This is a genomic window from Streptomyces melanosporofaciens (genome assembly GCF_900105695.1).
Taxonomy (GTDB): domain Bacteria; phylum Actinomycetota; class Actinomycetes; order Streptomycetales; family Streptomycetaceae; genus Streptomyces; species Streptomyces antimycoticus.
Map to the genome: position 1 here is coordinate 4739675 of NZ_FNST01000002.1, position 20442 is coordinate 4760116.

Annotated in this window: 21 protein-coding genes; 13 read left to right on the forward strand and 8 right to left on the reverse strand. The window is 71.3% G+C overall.

Features of this window, described 5'->3' with window-relative positions; genetic code table 11:
* Positions 1-131: 131 nt before the first annotated feature.
* The 3 genes from BLV72_RS23385 to BLV72_RS23395 all read left to right on the forward strand — a co-directional run bounded on the left by BLV72_RS23385 (position 132) and on the right by BLV72_RS23395 (position 2061).
* Positions 132-725, forward strand: coding sequence for a Uma2 family endonuclease (locus BLV72_RS23385; RefSeq protein WP_093464627.1), 594 nt, complete (start codon positions 132-134; stop codon positions 723-725).
* A gap of 68 nt (positions 726-793) precedes the next feature.
* On the forward strand, positions 794-1399 hold the full coding sequence (locus BLV72_RS23390; protein ID WP_093464628.1) for a short chain dehydrogenase: 606 nt from the start codon (positions 794-796) through the stop codon (positions 1397-1399).
* Between the two features lie 107 nt (positions 1400-1506).
* Positions 1507-2061, forward strand: coding sequence for an NAD(P)H-dependent oxidoreductase (locus tag BLV72_RS23395; protein ID WP_093464630.1), 555 nt, complete (start codon positions 1507-1509; stop codon positions 2059-2061).
* A gap of 126 nt (positions 2062-2187) precedes the next feature.
* Here the strand turns inward: BLV72_RS23395 and BLV72_RS51095 are convergent, their stop codons facing one another.
* Together BLV72_RS51095 and BLV72_RS23405 are read right to left on the reverse strand one after the other, a co-directional pair.
* A complete protein-coding gene (locus BLV72_RS51095) occupies positions 2188-2766 on the reverse strand; it encodes a TetR/AcrR family transcriptional regulator (protein WP_093470500.1) in 579 nt (192 codons plus the stop codon).
* Positions 2767-2879: 113 nt separating this feature from the next.
* Complete coding sequence (locus tag BLV72_RS23405; protein WP_093464632.1) at positions 2880-3728, reverse strand: lysozyme; 849 nt, start codon at positions 3726-3728, stop codon at positions 2880-2882.
* Between the two features lie 206 nt (positions 3729-3934).
* Between BLV72_RS23405 and BLV72_RS23410 the strand changes: the two genes are divergently transcribed.
* The gene (locus tag BLV72_RS23410; RefSeq protein WP_093464633.1) at positions 3935-4504 is read left to right on the forward strand and encodes a MarR family winged helix-turn-helix transcriptional regulator; all 570 of its coding nucleotides are present in this window, start codon (positions 3935-3937) and stop codon (positions 4502-4504) included.
* 108 nt (positions 4505-4612) lie between these two features.
* Here BLV72_RS23410 and BLV72_RS23415 read toward each other — a convergent pair whose 3' ends face one another.
* On the reverse strand, positions 4613-5383 hold the full coding sequence (locus tag BLV72_RS23415; RefSeq protein WP_093464635.1) for a protein phosphatase 2C domain-containing protein: 771 nt from the start codon (positions 5381-5383) through the stop codon (positions 4613-4615).
* Between the two features lie 389 nt (positions 5384-5772).
* Between BLV72_RS23415 and BLV72_RS23420 the strand changes: the two genes are divergently transcribed.
* The 5 genes from BLV72_RS23420 (at position 5773) to BLV72_RS23440 (ending at position 11893) form a co-directional block, all read left to right on the forward strand.
* Positions 5773-8928 (forward strand): sensor histidine kinase, encoded by a 3156-nt coding sequence (locus tag BLV72_RS23420; protein ID WP_093464637.1) that lies wholly within the window; start codon positions 5773-5775, stop codon positions 8926-8928.
* Entirely contained in the window at positions 8925-9410 is a 486-nt protein-coding gene (locus BLV72_RS23425) for a roadblock/LC7 domain-containing protein (RefSeq protein WP_093464639.1), read from the forward strand. Before BLV72_RS23420 ends, BLV72_RS23425 begins: the two co-directional genes overlap by 4 nt.
* Positions 9407-9799 (forward strand): DUF742 domain-containing protein, encoded by a 393-nt coding sequence (locus BLV72_RS23430; protein WP_093464640.1) that lies wholly within the window; start codon positions 9407-9409, stop codon positions 9797-9799. Before BLV72_RS23425 ends, BLV72_RS23430 begins: the two co-directional genes overlap by 4 nt.
* A gap of 34 nt (positions 9800-9833) precedes the next feature.
* Positions 9834-10445: a GTP-binding protein gene (locus BLV72_RS23435; protein WP_228054154.1), complete on the forward strand. Its 612-nt coding sequence runs from the start codon at positions 9834-9836 to the stop codon at positions 10443-10445.
* 77 nt (positions 10446-10522) lie between these two features.
* Complete coding sequence (locus BLV72_RS23440) at positions 10523-11893, forward strand: styrene monooxygenase/indole monooxygenase family protein (protein WP_093464642.1); 1371 nt, start codon at positions 10523-10525, stop codon at positions 11891-11893.
* 20 nt (positions 11894-11913) lie between these two features.
* On the opposite strand, the gene BLV72_RS48820 is transcribed toward BLV72_RS23440, so the two are convergent.
* From BLV72_RS48820 to BLV72_RS23460, 4 genes are all read right to left on the reverse strand, one after another.
* Complete coding sequence (locus BLV72_RS48820) at positions 11914-13134, reverse strand: C40 family peptidase (RefSeq protein ID WP_208905703.1); 1221 nt, start codon at positions 13132-13134, stop codon at positions 11914-11916.
* Between the two features lie 127 nt (positions 13135-13261).
* The gene (locus tag BLV72_RS23450; protein ID WP_093464643.1) at positions 13262-13528 is read right to left on the reverse strand and encodes a hypothetical protein; all 267 of its coding nucleotides are present in this window, start codon (positions 13526-13528) and stop codon (positions 13262-13264) included.
* A 93-nt stretch (positions 13529-13621) separates the two neighbouring features.
* On the reverse strand, positions 13622-14449 hold the full coding sequence (locus tag BLV72_RS23455) for a TetR/AcrR family transcriptional regulator (RefSeq protein WP_244320922.1): 828 nt from the start codon (positions 14447-14449) through the stop codon (positions 13622-13624).
* 76 nt (positions 14450-14525) lie between these two features.
* Entirely contained in the window at positions 14526-15455 is a 930-nt protein-coding gene (locus BLV72_RS23460; protein ID WP_093464646.1) for an AurF N-oxygenase family protein, read from the reverse strand.
* A gap of 191 nt (positions 15456-15646) precedes the next feature.
* Between BLV72_RS23460 and BLV72_RS23465 the strand changes: the two genes are divergently transcribed.
* On the forward strand, positions 15647-16756 hold the full coding sequence (locus tag BLV72_RS23465) for a ferritin-like domain-containing protein (RefSeq protein ID WP_093464648.1): 1110 nt from the start codon (positions 15647-15649) through the stop codon (positions 16754-16756).
* Positions 16757-16989: 233 nt separating this feature from the next.
* Positions 16990-17502 carry a GNAT family N-acetyltransferase gene (locus tag BLV72_RS23470; protein WP_093464650.1) on the forward strand — a complete coding sequence of 171 codons (513 nt, stop codon included), beginning with the start codon at positions 16990-16992 and terminating at the stop codon, positions 17500-17502.
* 254 nt (positions 17503-17756) lie between these two features.
* Here the strand turns inward: BLV72_RS23470 and BLV72_RS23475 are convergent, their stop codons facing one another.
* On the reverse strand, positions 17757-18647 hold the full coding sequence (locus BLV72_RS23475; protein WP_093464651.1) for a LysR family transcriptional regulator: 891 nt from the start codon (positions 18645-18647) through the stop codon (positions 17757-17759).
* A gap of 156 nt (positions 18648-18803) precedes the next feature.
* Here BLV72_RS23475 and BLV72_RS23480 point away from each other — a divergent pair, with 156 nt between their 5' ends.
* Both BLV72_RS23480 and BLV72_RS23485 read left to right on the forward strand, forming a co-directional pair.
* Positions 18804-20090, forward strand: coding sequence for an MFS transporter (locus tag BLV72_RS23480; RefSeq protein ID WP_093464653.1), 1287 nt, complete (start codon positions 18804-18806; stop codon positions 20088-20090).
* A gap of 42 nt (positions 20091-20132) precedes the next feature.
* Positions 20133-20369 carry a hypothetical protein gene (locus BLV72_RS23485; protein ID WP_014054887.1) on the forward strand — a complete coding sequence of 79 codons (237 nt, stop codon included), beginning with the start codon at positions 20133-20135 and terminating at the stop codon, positions 20367-20369.
* Positions 20370-20442 lie beyond the last annotated feature (73 nt).

The window sequence follows — 20442 nt, forward strand, 5'->3', positions numbered from 1 at the left end:
GCTGCCGGTGGCGCCGTGGCCCGGAACCCCGTGTCGAACGGGATTCCGGGCCACGCGTGACCTGTCGGCCGTGCGTATCGTTGGACTGACCGGCCGCGGTTTCTGTGTTCGCGGCGGGGAGGAGCGGCACGGTGACCGTCATGGCGATTGACAGGATCGAGATGGCCGACAGCAGCGACGAACTCACCTTGGACGCGATGTTCGAGGCGCTCGAGAAGATGCCCGTCCCCGAGGGAATCAAGGTTGAGATTGTCGAGGGGAACATCTTCATGTCGCCGCAGCGGGACGTGCATTGGTACATCATCCGTAGGATCGTGCGGGCTCTCGAAGATCGCTTCGGGGTGGACGTGAACGTGTTGTCGGATGTCCGCATCGACTATCCCGGCTACCTCAACGGCTTCGCGACCGATGTCACGCTGATCGCCGAGGGAGCTGTCAAGAACTCCAAGGGCCAGTGGTGTCATCAGGACGTCGAGTTCGTGGCCGAGGTGATCTCAAAGCGCACGGGTGCCAATGATTACGGCCCCAAGAAGTCGGCATACGCCACTGCCGAGGTTCCCGTCTATCTGATCATTGACCCCTACACCGGCAGGTGCCACCTGTTCACCGAGCCCAAGGACGGCGCCTACCTCAACGAACGAACGGTGCCCTTCGGCGGTGAGGTGGATCTGACGAACACCGTCGTCGACCTGACGCTCACGACCGACGAGTTCCCCCGCGACTGACCCGCTCCCCGCTGCCTGGTTCCCACAGGGCCAGGCGGCGCGCCCCGCTCTCCGGCACGCTGAGCCGCATGAACGTCATCGTGATCGGAGCGACAGGAACCATCGGGCGTGCCGTGGCGGACGCCCTCGAAGGTCGGCATGAGGTCGTACGGGCCTCCCGCACCGGCGCCACCGGCGCCGTGCGCGTCGACATGGCCGACCCCGCCACCCTCGACCACCTCTTCGCGACCGTCCAGGACGTCGACGCCGTCGTCTGCTGCGCCGCCTCCGGCGCGCTCACCCCGCTCGGCGGGGACGCCTCGGACGAGGAGTTCACCACCGGTCTGGACGCCAAGCTGCTGGGCCAGGTCGCCCTCGTACGCCGGGCCCTCCACCACCTCCGCGACGGCGGGTCCATCACCCTCACCAGTGGGGTCTTCGAGAAGCCCACCCCCGGCGGGGCCTTCGGCGCGCTGGTGAACGCGGGGCTCGACGCCTTCGTCCGAGCCGCCGTGATCGAGATGGAGCGCGGCGTGCGGGTGAACGCGATCTGCCCGGGATGGGTGCGGGAAACCCTGGAGAAGCTGGGCATGGACCCCACCGAGGGGATCCCCGCGGAGACCGTGGCTCAGGCGTATGCGCAGGTCGTCGAAGGGACGGCGCAGGGGCAGGTGATTGTGCCCGGGCGCGGCTGACCCGGGACGGGGCCGGGCCTCGTTGGCAGCCAGACAGGTCTGTCTGGTAGCTTCGAAAAGGAAGCAGACAGACCTGTCTGTTCATGCCTGTTGTCCCGGAGGGATCCGTGCCGCGCACCCTGCTCGTCCTCGCCCACCCCAACCTCGCCACGTCCCGCGTCAACGCCGCGCTCGCCGAGGCGGCCCGGCCGGTGGACGGGATCACCTTCCATGACCTCTACGCCGAATATCCCGATCTGCGGATCGATGTCGAGCGCGAGCAGCGGCTGCTGCTGCAGCACGACCGGATCGTGCTGCAGTTCCCCTTCTATTGGTATTCGGCGCCACCGCTGCTGAAGAAGTGGCTGGACGAGGTGTTCCTGCGCGGCTTCGCCTACGGCACCGGCGGCACCTCACTGCACGGCAAGTCGCTGCTCATCGCCACCTCGACGGGCTCCGCCGAGGAGCAGTACCGGCCGGACGGGCTCCACCGCTTCCCGGTCGTCGAGCTGCTCAGGCCCTTCGACAACACCGCCCATCTCACCGGGATGCGCTACGAGGAGCCGCTCATCGTGCACGGCTCCCATACGCTCGACGACGCCGAGCTCGCCGCCTACCAGGACCGCTATCGCGAGCTGCTGGCCTCCGGCGTGATACGGGAGCGCGAGCTGACCGCCGTCTGAGCCACGCGTCACGCCCGGCCGCGCGACACGGCGAAGGGTCCGGCCGCACCTCATGGGTGCGGCCGGGCCCTTCGCGTACGTACGGGAGCCGCGCTGCGTACGAGAGCCGGACGCTGTGTACGAGGGCTACACCCGCGCCGGGCACGCCTCCGCGACCAGCGCCCGCGCCGCGTCCTGAGCCGCCTCCGCGAACTCCGGCCTCGGCTCCAGCGCGGCCGCGGCCATCGTCCCGTCCACGAGTACGGAGATCTGCAGGCCGAGCCGCTCGGGGTCGGCGGCCCCGGCCTCCCGGGCCAGCTCGGTCAGCCAGGCCCGTATGGCGCGCTTGTGCTCGGCCGTCGTGGCGTGCGGGGCGGTGCCCGGCTCGGTCTCGCCCGCGGTCCTGGTGAACGCGCAGCCGCGGAAACCGTCCCGCTCGGTCGTCGCGATCAGCGCGTCGAAGACTCCGACGAGACGGTCCCGGGGATCGGCGCCGGCCGTCTCGGCGGCCTCCCGCAGCGCCCCCCGCCAGTGCTGGTCCGACCTGTGGAGATAGGCCAGGACCAGATCGTCCTTGGTGCGGAAGTGGGAGTAGAGCGTCGCCTTGGCCACACCCGACTCGGCGATGATCCGGTCCACCCCGACACCGCGCACCCCATGGGCGTTGAACAGCGCGGTGGCGGTGGACAGGATCCGCTCATGGGCGGAGGGGCGGGCGGTGCTCATGATCATGCTCCTTGACTTGGCCGTAGGACGACCGACGCCCTCCAGCGTACAGACAGACCTGTCCGTACACCGGAGGGCGGACGCGCCGGATGTGGGGGTGAGGAGGCGCGGGCTCAGCCGTTGGCGAGCGCCTGCAGCCGGTCCATGGCGCCGTTGAACTTGTTGTGGTCGCCGACCGTCGGGCCGGACGAGGTGTACTGCCAGATGGTGTGGAAGCCCCAGCCCGCCGGAAGCTCGCCGACGGACGAGCCGTAGCGCGGAATCCACAGGGGGTTGACGCCACCGAAGGCGGCGGAGTTGCCCGTGCAGGTCTTCCACCAGCTCGTGGAGGTGTAGATCACCGGGTCGCGGCCGGTGCGCGCCTTGTAGGTGCTGTTGAAGGACTTGATCCAGTTGACCATCGCGCTGGCGCTCAGCCCGTAGCAGGTCGCGCCGTAGGGGTTGTACTCCATGTCGAGCGCGCCCGGCAGCGTCTTGCCGTCCTTGGACCAGCCGCCGCCGTGGTCCACGAAGTAGTTGGCCTGGGCGGCGCCGCTCGAATTGTTCGGCAGGGCGAAGTGGTACGCGCCGCGGATCATGCCGACGTTGAACGAGCCGTTGTACTGCTGGGCGAAGTACGGGTTGGTGTAGCTCGTACCCTCGGTGGCCTTGACGTAGGCGAACCGGACCCCGCTGCTCCACAGCGTCGACCAGTTGACATTGCCCTGGTGGCTGCTGACGTCCACGCCCTCGACGGTGGCGAGCAGCCCCGTGGGCGCCTCGCCGGCCGTGGATCCGCCCTCGTGCTTGAGTATCTGTGAACCCGCCCAGTCGTCCTCGGGGTGGGGGATGGCCTTGTCGCCCTGGCCCTGGGCGGCGAATGCCGCGCCGGGCAGAGCGATGGTCATGGCGAGGAGAGCGGCGAGGATTCCGATCAGCGCGCTGAGGGCGCGTCGGACCGAACCAGGTCTGTGCACGAGCATGGCGTTGCCTCCGAAGCCTCGGTGGGGGGAGAGAGGGTCAGATTGGTATGACCATGTCAGGACTGACGCTACGGGCGTAGATAGGCCGACGGAAGGGGGAGGGTGTGATGCCGTTGGTCTAATCCTGCGAAATACTGGTGGAGCTGCGGTAACAACCGCGCGTGGTAGAAACTTTCACGAAGTGAAAACCCGGAGAGGGCTCTGACGTGCACAACAACGGGGCATTGCCACCCGAGCAGGGTGCGGGTGGCACCGTGGGCGGCATTGGTGTGGACCATGCATTCCTGGCTCTGGAGCGCGAATTGGCGGTTTTCCTCCGCAGAGCCCGTGCCGCCTCGGGGGAATTGGCCCGGGAGGTCCACCCGGAGCTCGAATCCGCCGCCTATGGGCTGCTGATGCGGCTGGAGGACGCGGGTCCGCAGCGCGCCACCGACCTCGCGGGCTTCGTGGGCGTCGGAAAGGCCACCATGAGCCGTCAGCTCCGCGCTCTGGAGGGGCTCGGTCTGGTGACGCGGACGCCCGATCCGGCGGACGGCCGCGCCTTCCTGATGGAGTTGACCGAGGAGGGTCGCAGCCGCTTCCGCGCCGTACGGGTCGCCCGGCGGGCGCGGTACGCCCGCCGCCTCGCCGCGTGGGAGCGCAACGAGGTCGCCGAACTCGCCAGACTGCTGCACCGGTTGAACGCGGAGCAGGAGGCCGAGGACCCCGGTCAGGCCGCGCGTGCGGCGCAGGAGGCCGGGGATGCCGGTCCAGCGGCGCGGGCGGCGCAGGAGTAAGGCGCTCATACACGCCAGGATCGGCGACCCCCGCGCATCCGGCGACGCGGATGTGGCAACCGCGCTACTCGGCCCCGCACGGCAGTCCGACGGGGGCGCCCCCGTCGGTCAGGGCTCCACGAAGACCACGGCCGCGTCGTCGTGGGTCTTCCCCCGCGGAAACGCCGTACCGTCCGGATCGGCGTGCTCGGCCGCCCGCACCCGGTCGATCAGCGCCTGCGGGCCCTCCTTGCGCAGCAGCGCGAAGCACTCGGCCCAGTCGCCCTCGCCGAACCGCTCCACCCAGCGCGTCGCCCCGTCGGTGAGCGCCGCCAGCGCCCGTACCTCGCCGCGCGGGAACTCCCCGGCGACCGCCTTGTCGGAGACCGCGGGGTCGGCGGCGGCGGTGAAGAAGCCGCCCTCCGCGTTGCGCAGCGGGGCGAGCCGCCGGCCCTCGGCCCGTAGCCGGTCGATGCGGTCGTCCAGTACCGGAGTCACTCCGCCGTGGGCCCGCTCGATGAGCAACACCGAGTCGGAGAGCACCAGATACTCGATCCGCTCGGCGTCCCAGCGCGCCGCGACGGCGGTTGCCTGCGGGGTGAGAAGGTGAGAAAGGTCACACGTTGAACTATGTGACGCGGCGGTTCGGGTGATCGCCTCCGAGAGGCACTGTGTCAGGGGCATATCCCGTCGCGAACCGGACAGTTCGAGCAGCGATCCGCCGAGCCGCGCGGTGAACCAGCTCACGCTGTGTACGCATCCGTCGTCGCCGGCGGGCGGAGTCACCCCGTCCAGAACCACCAGCGCGCCGCCGCTCCCCGAGGCCGGAAGGGCTACCGATGCGTAGTCCTCGTTGGGATATTGCTGATCGCCGGGGGCGGTCGCGAGTTCGATGCGCATTCCCTCAGTCTGCCGGACCGCCGTTGATCACCGCCGCCGTGGTGAGCTGGGCGGGCGTTGGTCCGTACCAAATCCCTCGCCGGTTTCCGGGCTGCCTGATTGGGGAGGGATTGACACTTCTGGGAAGCTGCGGGTGGGCATCTTGTCAGGGCGGTGAGGTCTTTACCAATCCGCGTAAGGTGGCGGGAGGGTATGGCCGCGCGTCAAAGTTGGTGGTCAACTACCCAATGCGGTTCACTCGTTCGGGTGGCCGGGTGGGTGATGCATGCCCGCCCCAGACCCGTCCTGAAAGGGTCGGAATCCCTACCAGAGGTGGGGAAACACAATTGTTGATCCGTCGTCACCTCTGGTCCACAGAGCGGTCGGGCGAGAATGGATTGTGAGCACCGGTGCGGAAGAAGCGGCTTCGGGGCACCACACGCGATGCGGTAAGCGAGCCACGCCAGGACGAGGCGACGCAGCGACGGCACACCGCACGCGTCCGTCGTCGGCTGACCACGTCGGTCGCCCTCGTCTCCGTCGCCGTCCTCGGGGCCGGGACTCCCGCGGTCCTGCTCGCCCTCGATGACACCACCGACGCCCAGCGGCTCGTCGACCTCGCCGAGACCAACCGCGGCGCGGTGACCCTCGCCCACGCCCTCGCCGACGAGCGCGACGCCATGACGCGGTATGTCGCCGACGGGCGCACCACCGCCTCCGGCCGCGGGGTCTCCGAGGAGATGCGGGCCCGGGTCGACCGCCGCGTCCGCGAGGTGCGGGGGCAGGTCCCGGCGTCGGTCCGGCGGCTCCTCGACGCCCTTCCCGAAGTACGGCAGCAGGCGCTGACCGGCAAGGGCTCGGCCCTCGACGTCTTCACCTCGTACACCCGGACCGTCCAGGCGCTGAACGGGATCACCGACACCCTCGCCCGCCGGCTCCCCGCCGACGCCGAGTCCGGCGCCACCGCCGCGCTGGCCCCGCTCGGCCGCGCGGTGGAGGAGGCGTCCGCCACCCGCGGACTGCTGCTGGCCGCGCTCGACGCGGGCGGCGGCCAGCCCACGCTGGTCTCCGCCGCCCAGCGGACCAACCTCCGCGAGCAGTCCGCGCTGGCCGACTTCGAGCAGCTCGCCCCGGCCACCATGCGCGACGCCTACGACCGCACCGTCAACGGCACCGAGGTCAGCGACGCCGAGCGCTATCTCGCCCGGCTCACCGACCAGAACCGCTTCGCGGGCAATGACTTCTTCCTCGACGAGGACCGCGTCGAGGCCGGTTTGGACACCCGGATCGACCGGATGCGCGGCGCGCAGTCCTCGCTGGCCTCCTCCGAGGCCGCCCAGCTCGCCCGGTTGCGGGACGACGAGGTCACCGACCTCGAGCTGCGCATCGGCATCGTCGGCGCCGCCCTGCTGGTCGCCCTCGGCGCCGGGGTGCACAGCGCCCGCTCGATGACCCGGCCGCTGGCCGCGCTGCGGCTCGGCGCCCGGCGGGTCGCGGCCGATCCGGCGGCCGAGGAGCCGGTCGCCTTCAAGGGCCGCGACGACGAGTACGCGGACGCCGTACGGGCCGTCAACGAGCTGCACGCCAAGGCCGCGCGGGCGTACGAGCGGGTCGCCGAGCTGGAGACCGAGCGCACCCGGCTCGTCGGCGAGCGGCAGCGGATGGCCGATGAGCGGGACGGGCTGCGCGCCGAGCGGGACGCGGTCGCCACCCGGCTGGAGGGGCTGCGGGCCCGGGTCCACGGCAGCTTCGTGGGCCTCGCGCTGCGCTCGCTGGGCCTGATCGAGCGCCAGCTCGCCATCATCGAGTCCCTGGAGGAGGGGGAGCAGGACCCCGACCGCCTCGAGACGCTCTTCCAGCTCGACCACCTGGCCACCGGGATACGCCGCTACGGCGAGAACCTCCTGGTCATCGCGGGCTCCGAGCAGAAGGCCACCCACCCGGGGCCGGTGCCGCTGCTGGATGTGCTGCGCGCCTCGATCAGCGAGGTCGAGCGGTACGACCGGGTGCAGATCCAGGCGCTGCCGCCGCATGCCCAGGTCGCCGGGTTCGCCGCGGACAGCGTCAGCCACCTGATCGCCGAGCTCCTGGAGAACGCGACATCGTTCTCTCCCCCGGACGCGGCGGTCCAGATCTCCGGCTGGCTCCTGGAATCCGGCGAGGTCATGCTCTCCGTCCAGGACGAGGGCATCGGCATGACGCCCGAGCGCTTCCTGGAGCTGAACACCCGGCTCGCCGACCCGGTGCCGGAGTACTGCCAGGGCCCCCAGCCGGAGGACCCGCTGGGCCTCGGTCTGTATGTGGTGACCCGGCTCGCCGCGCGCCACGGCATCCGGGTGCAGCTGCGCGAGCAGCAGCCGGGCGGGGTGGCCGCCGTGGTCGTCCTCCCGACGAAGATCCTCCCGGCCGGTCCGCCCGGCGCCGGGCTGCCGCCCGCCCCGCCGGTGAGCGTGGGCGCGACGTTCGGCGGCACCGGACCGTCGTCCTTCCCGGGCTTCCCGGGCTCCGAGGCCGAGGCGAACTCCAACACGCTTCCCGGGCAGACCCGTTCGGTCGCCCGGGACCAGGCGGGTGTGCCGAGCGCGAGCGCCGCGGCGGGGGTCGGCCCCGAGCCGTCGGCCGAGCCGGTCGCGCCGCCCGCGGAGCCGGACCCGGCGCCCCAGGCCGTCGAGCCGGAGCCCGAGCCCGCGCTCGACCCGGAGCCCACGCCCGTCGAGGCGGCCTCGGACTTTGAGCCGGGTGCCTCCTGGACCGTCCCCGCCGAGCAGTGGGGGCAGACCGCGGACGCGGGCCGTGACTACCCCATGGAGCCCACGCCGCCGCGCGGCCACCCGAGCCCGGGGAACGGCGGTGCGCTGCCCACCCTGCCCAAGCGCGTCCCCAAGTCGGCCCGGGCCGACGGACGGGACGGCGCACGGCAGGGCGCGGACGCCCCGGCCCCGGCCGCCCAGGCGGCCCCGGCACCCCAGACCGCCCCGGCCGCCCCGGCCGAGGAGCCGGAGGTGCCGGCCGTGGAGCGGACGATGGAGCTGACCCTCCATCGCATGAGCCGCGAGAGCCATCAGGACCACGACGACCGCGAGGGTCGTGATGGCCGCGAGGGTCGTGCGGACGGTGCGGACCGCGCCGACGGCGACGACTACGAGGACTTCGACCGGCGGTTCGGCCGCCACGGCATCCGCCCGGTGGGCGCGGACGCCTGGGGCCCGGCGGTCGGCGGCCCGGCGGCGGGCGCTGAGTCGGCCCCCGTCGATCCGTACGCCATCGGCCCCGACCAGCACGCCCGCCCGGAGGACCAAGCGGCGCGCACCGACAAGGGGCTTCCCAAACGCACACCGCGGAACGTGGCGCTCCGGGAGCCCGATTCACGGGAGCGGACCGGCTCGGTGAACGCGGAAGAGCTGCGGCGCCGCCTCGGTGGCTTCCAGCGCGGCGCCCGCGACGGACGCCGGGACGCCGCCGCCGAGGTCGCCGCCCGTGGCGAGCCCGCGCGGCGGCAGCGGGGAACAGCAGGACAAACGGGGGCGCAGAGCGAGGGTGGCACGGTTGAGGAGGCACGCGGGTGAATGCGCCCAGTAGTACGTACGGGTTGAGTCGCGAGGCCCGTAATCTGCACTGGTTGCTGTCGAACCTGGTGGAGGAGGTGCCGGGCGTCCGCTCGGTTGTGGTCGTCTCGACCGACGGGCTGATGCTGCTCTCCTCCGACACACGGCACCATGGGGCGTCGTCCGATCCGGCGGCACAGGACGGCCCCAAGGGCTCCAGTGCGGATCTCGCGACGATTGTCTCGGGAGTCGGCAGCCTCACGCTCGGCGCGGCGAAGCTGATGGACGGCGGCAGCGTCAAGCAGACGATGGTGGCGATGGACGAGGGCAGTCTGTTCGTCATGTCGATCAGTGACGGTTCACTGCTCGGGGTGCATGCCACGCCCGACTGCGACATGACCGTCGTCGCCTATCACATGGCACTGTTCGTGGGCCGGGCCGGACATGTGCTCACCCCCGAACTCCGCAATGAACTACGCAGGTCGCTGGAGCACGCACAGTGACGGCCGCCGGGTCCAGCCGGCCCGCCCGTAAACCCGCTCGCGTACGTCCGTACTCGCTCACCGGCGGTCGCACCCGCTCCGGCCATGTGCTGCTGGTGGAGACCTTCGTGGCGTCGCTGGAGTCTCCGGACGGACGGCTCGACCTGGCCCCCAGTGGGTTGAACGCCCGGATGATGCCGGAGATCCGGGCGATCATCGAACTGTGCGACAGGATGCGCTCCGTCGCGGAGGTCTCCGCGATGCTCAAGATCCCACTCGGGGTGGTGCGCGTCCTGCTCAGCGACCTGGCCGACCAGGGAAAGATCCGCGTCTACGGCACCGGGCGGGGCCCCGGCCAGCCGGACCGCGCGTTGCTCGAAAGGGTGCTCAGTGGACTTCGCAGGCTCTGAGACGATCACGGCGACCCCGCCGGCGACGTCGGAGATACCCGGGGCCGGGATACCCGGGGCCGAGGAGGTGCTCCAGAGGTGGCAGACGGACCGCTCCCGCGCGCCGATCGCCACCAAGATCGTGATAGCGGGAGGGTTCGGGGTCGGCAAGACGACCTTCGTCGGTGCGGTTTCGGAGATCACTCCGCTGCAGACCGAAGCGCTGATGACGCAGGCCAGCGAGAGCGTGGACGACCTCGAGGCGACGCCCGAGAAGCTGACCACCACCGTCGCCATGGACTTCGGCCGGATCACGCTGGAGAACGATCTGGTCCTGTATCTCTTCGGCACCCCCGGCCAGCAGCGCTTCTGGTTCATGTGGGACGACCTGATGCGCGGGGCCATCGGCGCGGTGGTGATGGTCGACACCCGGCGCCTGGACGAGAGCTTCCCGGCGCTGGACTACTTCGAGAGCCTCGGCCTGCCGTATGTGGTGGCGGTCAACCACTTCGAGGGGACCCCGCTCTACGAGCCCGAGGACGTGCGCGACGCGCTCTCCGTGGCGTCCACGGTGCCGGTGGTGATGATGGACGCCCGGCGCCGGATCGCGGTCGTGGACGCGCTGCTGGCGCTGGTGAGACACGCCGTTGACGCCTCACCCGAGTGACGTAACCTCAGCTCCGCCCGCGGGATGGAATGCTCCATTCCCTTTACCGGTCCGAGCGTGAGGGAGAGTCGACAGCCATGCGGAAGATACTCATCGTGGGTGCCGGTCAGTCCGGCCTCCAACTCGCTCTCGGCCTGCAGTCCAAGGGCTACGAGATCACGCTGATGTCCAACCGGACGTCCGATGAGATCCGCGGCGGACGGGTGATGTCCACCCAGTGCATGTTCCACACCGCGCTGGAGCACGAGCGCGATCTGGAGCTCAACTTCTGGGAGGAGCGGGCGCCCCGGGTCGAAGGCCTCGGAGTCTCCGTCGCCGGGCCGCCGGCTTCCGAGGGCCGGGCCCACCCGCGGGTCATCGACTGGGTCGGCCGGCTGGACGGCCACGCCCAGTCCGTCGACCAGCGGATCAAGATGGCCGGCTGGATGGAGACGTTCGAGCAGCGCGGCGGCCAGGTGGTCATCCACGGCGCCGCCGTCTCCGACCTGGACGTCCTCGACAGGAAGTACGACCTGGCGCTGGTGGCCGCGGGCAAGGGCGAACTGGTCTCGCTCTTCGGCCGGGACACCGCCCGCTCCCCGCACGACACCCCGCGGCGCGCCCTCGCGGTCGCCTATGTGCATGGCCTCGGCCCGCGCCCCGAGCACCCCGGCCTCGAGGCGGTGCGCTGCAATCTCGTCCCCGGTGTCGGCGAGCTCTTCGTGATGCCCGCGCTCACCACCACCGGCCGCGCCGACATCCTCTTCTGGGAGGGCGTCCCGGGCGGTCCGGCCGACGTCTTCCAGGGCATCACCGACCCCTCGGAGCATCTGGCGCGCGTCCTGGAGCTGATGGAGCGGTTCACGCCGTGGGAGTACGCGCGTGCCACCAAGGTCGAGCTGACGGACGCGGGCGGCACGCTGTCCGGGGGGTACGCCCCGACCGTGCGCAACCCGGTCGGGCGGCTGCCGGGCGGCGGGCTGGTCCTGGGCGTCGCCGATGTGGTGGTGGCCAACGACCCGATCACCGGGCAGGGCTCCAATTCGGCGGCCAAATGCGCGGCGGCCTATCTGGAGAGCATCGTCGAGCACGGCGACCGGCCGTTCGACGAGGAGTGGATGCGGGCGACCTTCGACCGCTACTGGGAGACCGCGCGGCACGTCACCAAGTGGACCAACGCCATGCTGGGCCCGCCGCCGGAGCACCTTGTGAACCTCCTCGGGGCGGGGGCCGCCTTCCCCGCCGTCGCCCACCGCATCGCCAACGGCTTCGACGACCCCTCCGACTTCGAGAACTTCTTCTACGAGCCGGAGAAGACGGCCGCCTATCTGGACGCGGTCAGGAAAGAGGCCGAGTCCGCGGAGGCCGAAGCCGAGGCTGAGGTCTGTGAGGAGGCTGAGCTCTGTGAGGAGGCCGGGGCCGCCGACCGGGCGGGGGTCGAGGCCGGGGCCATTCGGTACGTCGGCTGACACCGGCGTCGCCGGGGCGCTCAGCGCTTGGCCACGGTGGCCGGACCCGGGCGCACCGCGCCGTGCAGCGGATTGGAGGCGAGCGGGGAGAGCTTCACCCGCTGGCCGGGGCGCGGCGCCTGGACCACCTGGCCGTTGCCCGCGTACATCGCCACATGGCTCGCGCCCTTGTAGTAGATCACCAGATCGCCGGGACGCAGCTTGTTGAGCGGCACCCGCGGCAGCCGGCGCCACTGCTCCTGGCTGGTGCGCGGAATGAGCCGCCCGGCATGCGCCCAGGCGGAGGAGGTCAGCCCCGAGCAGTCGAAGGAGTTCGGTCCCTCGGCGCCCCAGACGTACGGCTTGCCGATCTGGTTCAGCGCGTAGGCGAGCGCCCGCTTCCCGGCCTCCGCGGTCGCCATTCCGGGGCGGCCGGGGGCCCGGCGGGGGCGGGGCGCGGTGACGGTGGCGACCGGGGAGGGGGTGCCCGCCGGGGTGGCCCGGCTGGGCCCGGGGGCCGGGGTGGTGCGGGTGCCGCCCCCTGGGGCGGGGGCGGGCGGCGAGGCGCTTTTCGCGGGGCCGAGCGCCCCGGAGTCGAGCAGTTTGCGCTGTGCCTTCGCGGTCTCCTCGCGTTCGCGCTGCGCCACCTGGGCGATCTGGCGGGCGCTCAGCGCGGCGAGCAGCTTCTCGATGGAGCGGAGCTGTTTCTCCACCTTGTCCCGCTGTTTCTTCCGCTTCGCCGTCAGGGAGAGCTGTTTGTCCAGCGCGGTCCGTGCCCGGGTGGCGATGGTGTCGGCGCGCCGCTCGCCCCTGGTCAGCCGCTGCATCAGGGCGGCCTCGCGGCCGGCCGCCCGCTCCAGCTCACGCGCCTCGTCGGCGGCGCTCTCCGGATGGGGGGTGAGCAGGGTCAGCAGAAAGGCGTAGGAGGAGAGCGTGCTGTGGCCCTGGTACTGCTGACGGGCCAGCCGTCCCGCGTCGTCGTGGCTGTCGGCGAGCTCCGTACGGGCGTGCACGAGCTCGGCCGTGAGCTCTCTGGTTCTGGTGCGCTGCTTGCGCAGCTTCTCCTCGGTCGCGTTGTACGTCTCCGTCGCCTCCTCGGCCTTCCGGTACAGCGTCTTGAGCTGCGTCAGCAGCTCGGACACGGACCGGTCGGCGGGGCGGGAGGGGGCGGCCGTCGCCGTGGCCGCCGGAACGGCGGGCACCAGCGCGGCGGTCGCCGTGATCGCCGCCGCGCAGACCGAGCCCACGATCCGTCCTGACACGTGATCACCTCCGGCTCACTGACGCCTCTGTTCGGCGTCCAGCTCAGCAGGATCGTGGCATGACGTTCGTATCTTCAGGAGAATTGTGGGCGAGTCGGGCGAATATGGTCACCCGTCCGGCGGGCCGTCAGCTCGGCTTGGACCACGGCCACTTCAGCCCGCCGCCCGGTTTTCCCTCCGGGTCGTACTCATAGGCCCAGCCCCGGACCAGGCCCAGCCGCTTGGAGGTGGCGGCCGGAACCCTGCGGTAGACATACACCGTCGGCGGTTCGTCCGCCTCGTTCTCCACCGGCACCTCGTAGGTCTTCGGCGGCTGGCCGGTGAGGCCGACCAGCACCGGCAGCACCCGGCCGTCCAGCGGCCCGCCCACAAAGGGCGTCTCCTCGCTTCTCACCGCACCAGTCTCACAGCATCGCCCGCGCCCCGGCCGTCACCGGCCGCGCCCGCCACGGCAGTCATCGATCGCACCCGTCACCGATCGCACTCGTCACAGCAGATGCGACGCCTCGCCCAGCGCGGGCACAACACGGCGGGCCAGCCGCCCGACCGGGCCCTCGGCGGGCTCCATGATGAGCGCGGCCCGCATCACCCGGGCCGCCTGCGGATCGGTGGTCGCGGTGGCGGTCAGCATCGCCACGAACTGGTCCACCAGCCAGTCGCGCAGCTCCTCCACCGGCGGCTGCTTCCCCTCGTCCAGCCAGATCAACGAGGCCGCCTCGACGGCCGTGATCCAGGTGCGCACCATCATCCGCAGCCGCGCACCGGGCCCCTTGACCGCCAGATGGAGCAGGATCTCCTCGGCGGCCGCCCGCCGCACTTCGTCCACGATCGCGTTCGTCCGCGAGGTCTCGACCACGCTGCCGCTCTGCAACAGCGCGCTGAACCCCGCGTCGTGTTCGTCCACGAAGGCCAGATAGCGGTCCAGCACCCGGCTCAGCCGGCCGCTGAGCGGACCGCTCCTGGGCTCCTCGAAGCACCGTTCGAGCTCATCGGCGGCGCTGCGCAGCGCCGCCTCGTACAACTGCTGCTTACCGCCCGGGAAGTAGCGGTAGACCAGCGGACGGGAGGCACCGGCGGCCAGGGCCACATCGTCCAGCGACACGTCCTCGGGCGCGCGATGGGCGAAGAGTCCGAGCGCGGCGGTGAGGAGTTCGGCCCGCCGGGCCTCGACGCTCAGCCTGCGGTAGCTCCCCCGCCGGGCGGCCGGCGGGCGGGCGGTGGCCGGGGATTCCGCCGCCGGGCGCACGGCGGCGCTCGCCTCCGCCGGGGGTGTCGCCTCCGGGGGCGCCGAAGCGGTGCCGCTGCCTGTCGTCATGCCTGGCAGCGTAACCGGCCAGGGTGACGAAGCGGATGCCCCCTTGGTCCCGGTCCCGCGCCCTTTGGTCCCGCCCCTAGGCCAGCAGCCCCGAGCTCTTCCACAGTCGGCGGCCCACACCCCGCATCACCCCGACGTCGTCGAGGAATTCGGTCAGCTTACTGGCGCCGCTGCGCATCACCTCACGGCGATGGGCGCTGGCCTGCACTTGAGCGACGGCCGCGCGCCGGTCGAGCCCCACATCCGAATAGACCTTGGGGTTGATGAACGCCTGCGAGAAGATCCGGGAGAACTCGCCCGAACCGATCCGGGTCAGCTCCGCCTCCCAGCGCGGCGCCCGCAGCATCTGGCGGCGCAGCTCCTCGCGTGCGTACCGCACATGGCGCGCCTCCTCGACCACATGGATCCGGGTCACCCCGCGCACCAGCGGCTGCACGCGCTCGTCGGGGAAGGTCAGCCGCTGCATCCAGTCCAGGATCTCCTCGCCGAGGAGGGTCGCGGTGAACGAACCGGGCGTGGTGGAGATCGCCTTGAAGATCCGGCCCAGGTTGTGGTGGAGCCGGGTGACCGGATAGGCCGGGGTGCCGCTCTTGGTGATCAGCCGCGCGAACATCTTGGAGTGGCGGCACTCGTCGGCGATCTCGGTGAGCGCGTACCGCACATGAGCGCTGGTCGCGGGCTTGTCGTAGATGTGCCGGGTCATGAGCTGGATCAGGATGATCTCGAACCATATGCCCAGCGAGGCGAGCGCCGCCGCCTCGTGCCGGGCCAGCAGTTGCCGCTGCTCCTCGGACATCCGCCGCCACATGGGTGTGTCGTAGAGCGAGACCAGCTCCGGTGGCCAGAACCACTTGCCGGGCTCGAACGGCGCGTCCCAGTCGAGTTCGGTGTCGGGGTCGAAGGAGTGCTTGGCGGAGGATTCGAGCAGTCGCTCCGCGACCCGTTCGCGGTCCTTGATGAGCCCGAGCGCGTCCCGGAGCGCGGGCGGTTCGGTCGTGGTGGTCATCGCTGAGGGCACCTCACTGGTGGCTCGGACAAACGCCGATGGGATGGGTTACCGGTGGATATCTCTTATGAGACTCTGCGTCAGCAAGGGCGTCAATCCCTTGGGGAGGTCTTATTGACCGGCGAGTAACGGTCATGTGAGCCTGCCGAGTACGCATCCGTTCACGGGGGAGCGAGGCGAAGGAGGCGTCGGTGTCGACGCAAGAGCTCTACGCGATGGATCCCGGGGACCCCCTGTGGCAGGTGCCCGCCGGTGGCGCCGCCCGATTCAACTGGGAGTACGACGACCACCGGGCCCGGCTGCTCGCCCTCTACCAGAAGGGCAAGGACAAGCAGTGGGACGCGGTCAAGCGGATCGACTGGGGCCTGGAGGTGGATCCGTACGATCCCCTGGGCACCCCCGATGAGTCGCTCGCCCTCTACGGCACCCGCCACTGGGACCGGATGACCGAGCGGGACAAGGGCGAGCTGCGGCATCACGTCGCCGCCTGGCAGTTCAGCCAGTTCCTCCACGGCGAACAGGGCGCGATGGTGTGCGCGGCCCGGATCGTCGAGGCCGCGCCCGACCTCGACGCGAAGTTCTACTCCGCCACCCAGACCATGGACGAGGCGCGCCATGCCGAGCTCTACAGCCGCTTCCTGCACGACAAGCTCGGCACGTTCTACCCCATCAACACCGATCTGCGGACCCTCCTCGGCGACACCCTCCGCGACTCCCGCTGGGACATGGCCTATCTGGGCATGCAGGTGCTCATCGAGGGCCTCGCGCTCGCCGCGTTCGGCCTCATCCGCGACACCACCGACAAGCCGCTGCCCCAGCAGATCCTCGCCTACGTCATGCAGGACGAGGCCCGCCATGTCGCCTTCGGCCGGATGGCCCTGCGCGACTACTACCGGCAGCTCAGCGACGCGGAGCTGCGGGAGCGCGAGGAGTTCGTCATCGAGGGCTGCTACCTGATGCGCGACCGGCTGCGCGGGGTGGAGGTCCTGGAGAACTTCGGCATCCCCAAGGCCGAGGCCGAGGAGTACTGCGAGCAGTCGCCGTTCCTGCACATGTTCCGCAAGCTGCTGTTCAGCCGGATCGTCCCCTGTGTGAAGGACATCGGGCTGTGGGGCGAGCGGCTCCAGCGGGCGTATGTCGACATGGGCGTGCTGGAGCTGGGCGACAGCAACCTCGACCTGCTGATGAGCCAGGACGAGGAACTCGCCGAGCGGCTGGACCAACGACGCTTCGCGGCGGAGGAGGCGGCGCGCACGGGCGAGGTCGAGGAGGCGATCGCCGAGGGCGCGGCCGAGGCATGAGGCCACATGGGGCCGCGTGAGCCGATGCGAGACTTCGTGGCCCCCGCAACCTCCCCTCGAACCAGCGTCCTTGGTAGGTTCTTGATCACCGCCAGCGGAGAAGGCCGAGGTCATTGGGGTGTCCTCGGTCCGGTGGCGTTCATATGCCTTCATATGAAGGAACGGCCGAAGGGTGCTCTCCACGGCGGTGGGGGGCACACCTTTGTTCCGGCGTTCCGGAGGATGATGGTGGGGTGCGGATTCGAACGAGCACCAGTGAAGAACTCCCCGTCCTCCAGGACATAGAGCGCGCCGCCGGACTCTGCTTCCGGGACATCGGGATGGACGAAGTCGCCGATGACGAGCCCCTGAGCCTGGAGGAGCTGAGCCGCTACCAGCGGGCCGGACGGGCCTGGGTCGCGGTGGACGACGCCGACCGGGCGATGGCCTACCTGATCACCGACCCCGTCGACGGAAACGTCCACATCGAGCAGATCTCGGTCCACCCCGACAGTGCCCGCCGTGGTGTGGGACGGGCCCTGATCGACCACATCGCGGTGCGGGCCGCCGGCGACGGCGTCCCCGCGCTCACCCTGACCACCTTCGTGGACGTGGCCTGGAACGCCCCGTACTACGCCGCACGGTGCGGCTTCCGGACCCTGACCGAGGCCGAGCTGACTCCTGGCCTGCGGGAGATCCGGCGCTGCGAGGCGGGCCATGGGCTGGACCGCTGGCCACGGGTGTGCATGCGCAGGGATGTGGGCTGAGCGGCCTCGATGAAGTCCGGTGCGGTTCGGGTGCGCCCCGAAGGGGCGCGGGGCTGTGTCGATATGCGGCTCGGCCGCGCGGCGCGACCGGCCACGACACGGCCGCGGATGAACGATCGCACCTCGCGGCACTTCCCGCGGAGCGCTTAGCCGATACGCGGACCTGGCGCGGGCCGGGGCCCGGCACGGGGAGGGCCCAGGAGGACCACGGCGCCCGGCAGGGGGGACGGCTCGGAGGTGGCAGAGGCCGCCGCCTAAGCGCACAGCTCCTCCACCGCCCGCCCGAACGCCCGTATCCGCGCCGTCTCGTCCGCCCGCCGCCACACCAGGCCGAGCATCGAGTCCGGCACCCCCTCGACCGGTACGAAGGTGATGTCCCGGCGGCGGTGATACTCCGCCGTCGGGGCGCACAGCAGCATCCCGCCCCGGCCCGCCGCGACCGCCGCCAGCCCCTCCTGGAGCGTGTGCACCCGCGGCCCGCGCGGGATGGGCCGCCCGCCCGGCGTGGCGGCGGGCGCCATCGCGTCGTGCCAGTAGCGCGGCGCGGGAGCGGACGGGCCGATCAGCGGGCAGTCGGCCAGCGCCTCGGCGTCCACCCGGGCGCGGCCCGCGAACGGATGGCGGGCGGAGACCACCACCGTCTGGGGCTGCTTGGAGAAGACCGGGCCGAGGACCAGATCGGGCTCGGCGACCGGCAGACACACGATCGCGGCGTCCACCTCACCGGCCCGCACCGCGCCGAACGGATCGGCCAGCGGGACCTCCACGGTCGTCGTCTCACAGCCGGGGTGGCGGTCCCGGAAGGCGGCGATGGCCGCCGTCACCCGTTCATCCGCGGCCCCCTGGAACCCGATTCGCAGCACGCCCTCCACCCCGCGCGCCGCCCCGCGGGCGCTCTCGACGGCCCCGTACAGCGCCTCGTAGGCGGGCCGGAGATCGGCCAGGAACCGCTCACCGAGCGGGGTCAGCCGCGCCCGGCGGCTGGTGCGCTCCAGCAGGCGGGCGCCGATCCGGCGCTCCAGGGACCGCAGCAGCTGGCTCACTCTGCTCTGCGAGATGTACAACCGCTTCGCCGCGCGCCCGAAGTGCAGCTCCTCGCCCAGCGCGAGAAAGCACTCCAGCTCGCGGATCTCCAACCCGGACATGGCCTCCCCCGTGGATCGCGCTCGTGCCGACGCGCATCGCACTTAACGCGCATCGCGTGAATGCGGCTCGTGCTGACCCGCATTGATGAGCCTCGCTCATTGAAGTCTGAGAACTTCGGCGTTGTTCCCGCAGGGGCACGGCTGTTCGCTGAAGACATGTCCACTGGCACGGAACTCACCGCTCCGGCAGGCACATCCGGGTCACCTCCGGTGCTGCGCTCGCCGCTCAGGGTCTGGCTCGCCGTCGTCGCCGTCGCGGTCGGCACCTTCTCGGTGGTCACCACCGAGATGCTGCCGGTCGGCCTGCTGACCTCGATCGGCTCCGCGCTCGGCGTCTCGGACGGTACGGCGGGCCTGGCCATGACCGTGCCCGGTCTGGTCGCCGCGTTCGCCGCCCCGCTGCTCACCGTCACCGTCGGCCGCTTCGACCGGCGGCTGGTGCTGTGCGGTCTGATGGGGCTGCTGGCCGTCGCCAATCTGCTGTCCGCGCTCGCGCCCGGCTTCGCCGTCCTGCTGTTCGCCCGGGTGCTGGTCGGGGTGAGCATCGGCGGGGTGTGGTCGATCGCGGGCGGGCTCGCGGTGCGGCTGGTGCCCGAGCGGTCCGTGGGCCACGCCACCACGCTGATCTTCAGCGGTATCGCGGTGGCCTCGGTGCTCGGGGTGCCGATCGGGACGCTCATCGGCGATCTGGTCCACTGGCGGATCGCGTTCGCCGCCATCGCCGCCCTGTCGCTGGCCGTGGCCGCCGCCATGGCCGTCACCCTGCCGCCGCTGCCCACGGCCGGGACGATCCGGCTGCGCGAGGTGCCCGGGCTGTTCCGCAACGTCCGGCTGCGAACCGGCCTCATCACCACACTGCTGCTGGTCACCGGCCACTTCGGGGCGTACACCTACGTCCGCCCGGTGCTCGAGGACGTCGCCGGGGTCGGAACGAGCCTGATCAGCACCCTGCTGCTGGCGTACGGCGTGGCGGGCATCGCCGGGAACTTCCTGGCCGGCACCACCGCCGACCGCGATCCGCGCCGCACCCTCATGGTCATCTTCACCCTGCTCGCGGCGGCCGAGCTGCTCATCCCGGTCGCCGGTTCCACGACGGCCGGGGCGGCCGTACTGCTGCTGGTGTGGGGCCTGGCGTACGGCGGGGTGTCGGTGACCTGCCAGACCTGGGTGCTGCACGCGGCGCCCGACGCGCGGGAGGCGGCGTCGGCGCTGTTCGTCGGGGTCTTCAACGTGGCGATAGCGCTGGGCGCGCTGCTCGGCGGCCGGGCGGCGGACGGGATCGCGGTCCCCAGTGTGATGTGGTTCGGGGGCGCGCTGGTGGTCCTCGCCCTGGCGACCATGGCGCTCTTCGGCAGCCGGGGGACCGTCGCCGCTTCCGGCCGGACGGGGGCCTCGTCGGGGCATGGGGCCACGTCAAGCCATGTGGACCAGGCGCTCAGGTGAGACCCTGAAACCAGGGGACTCGTCTGCGCGGGAGTGGGTCCGATGGCAGTGAGCATGCATGTGGTCTGGAGCAAATGCGAGCCGGGACGCGTCATCTACGAGACGCATGCGATCGAGACGGTCACCGACGGCTCGGGCGTCCACGCGACCGTCGACAGCCACACGTATGAGATCTCCGTGCGCAGCCGCGCCCAGGCGGAGTCCATCGCGGATGAGGAGGGCTACGAGCTGTACCGGAAGGGCGAGGCGTGGGAGAGCCTCCCCGAGGAGGAGGAATGAGAAGGAGCAGCGCCCGGGGGCGCTGCTCCTCACCGCTGACCCGACGGGCCTGCCCTCGCCCGACGGGCCTGCC

What these genes read in the sequence shown, in the direction of transcription:
- BLV72_RS23390 (WP_093464628.1), top strand. Translation starts at nt 794, where the DNA reads ATGAACGTCATCGTGATCGGAGCGACAGGAACCATCGGGCGTGCCGTG.
- BLV72_RS51095 (WP_093470500.1), bottom strand. Translation starts at nt 2,766, where the DNA reads ATGAGCACCGCCCGCCCCTCCGCCCATGAGCGGATCCTGTCCACCGCC.
- BLV72_RS23405 (WP_093464632.1), bottom strand. Translation starts at nt 3,728, where the DNA reads ATGCTCGTGCACAGACCTGGTTCGGTCCGACGCGCCCTCAGCGCGCTG.
- BLV72_RS23415 (WP_093464635.1), bottom strand. Translation starts at nt 5,383, where the DNA reads ATGCGCATCGAACTCGCGACCGCCCCCGGCGATCAGCAATATCCCAAC.
- BLV72_RS23440 (WP_093464642.1), top strand. Translation starts at nt 10,523, where the DNA reads ATGCGGAAGATACTCATCGTGGGTGCCGGTCAGTCCGGCCTCCAACTC.
- BLV72_RS23455 (WP_244320922.1), bottom strand. Translation starts at nt 14,449, where the DNA reads ATGACGACAGGCAGCGGCACCGCTTCGGCGCCCCCGGAGGCGACACCC.
- BLV72_RS23460 (WP_093464646.1), bottom strand. Translation starts at nt 15,455, where the DNA reads ATGACCACCACGACCGAACCGCCCGCGCTCCGGGACGCGCTCGGGCTC.
- BLV72_RS23475 (WP_093464651.1), bottom strand. Translation starts at nt 18,647, where the DNA reads ATGTCCGGGTTGGAGATCCGCGAGCTGGAGTGCTTTCTCGCGCTGGGC.
- BLV72_RS23480 (WP_093464653.1), top strand. Translation starts at nt 18,804, where the DNA reads ATGTCCACTGGCACGGAACTCACCGCTCCGGCAGGCACATCCGGGTCA.
- BLV72_RS23485 (WP_014054887.1), top strand. Translation starts at nt 20,133, where the DNA reads ATGGCAGTGAGCATGCATGTGGTCTGGAGCAAATGCGAGCCGGGACGC.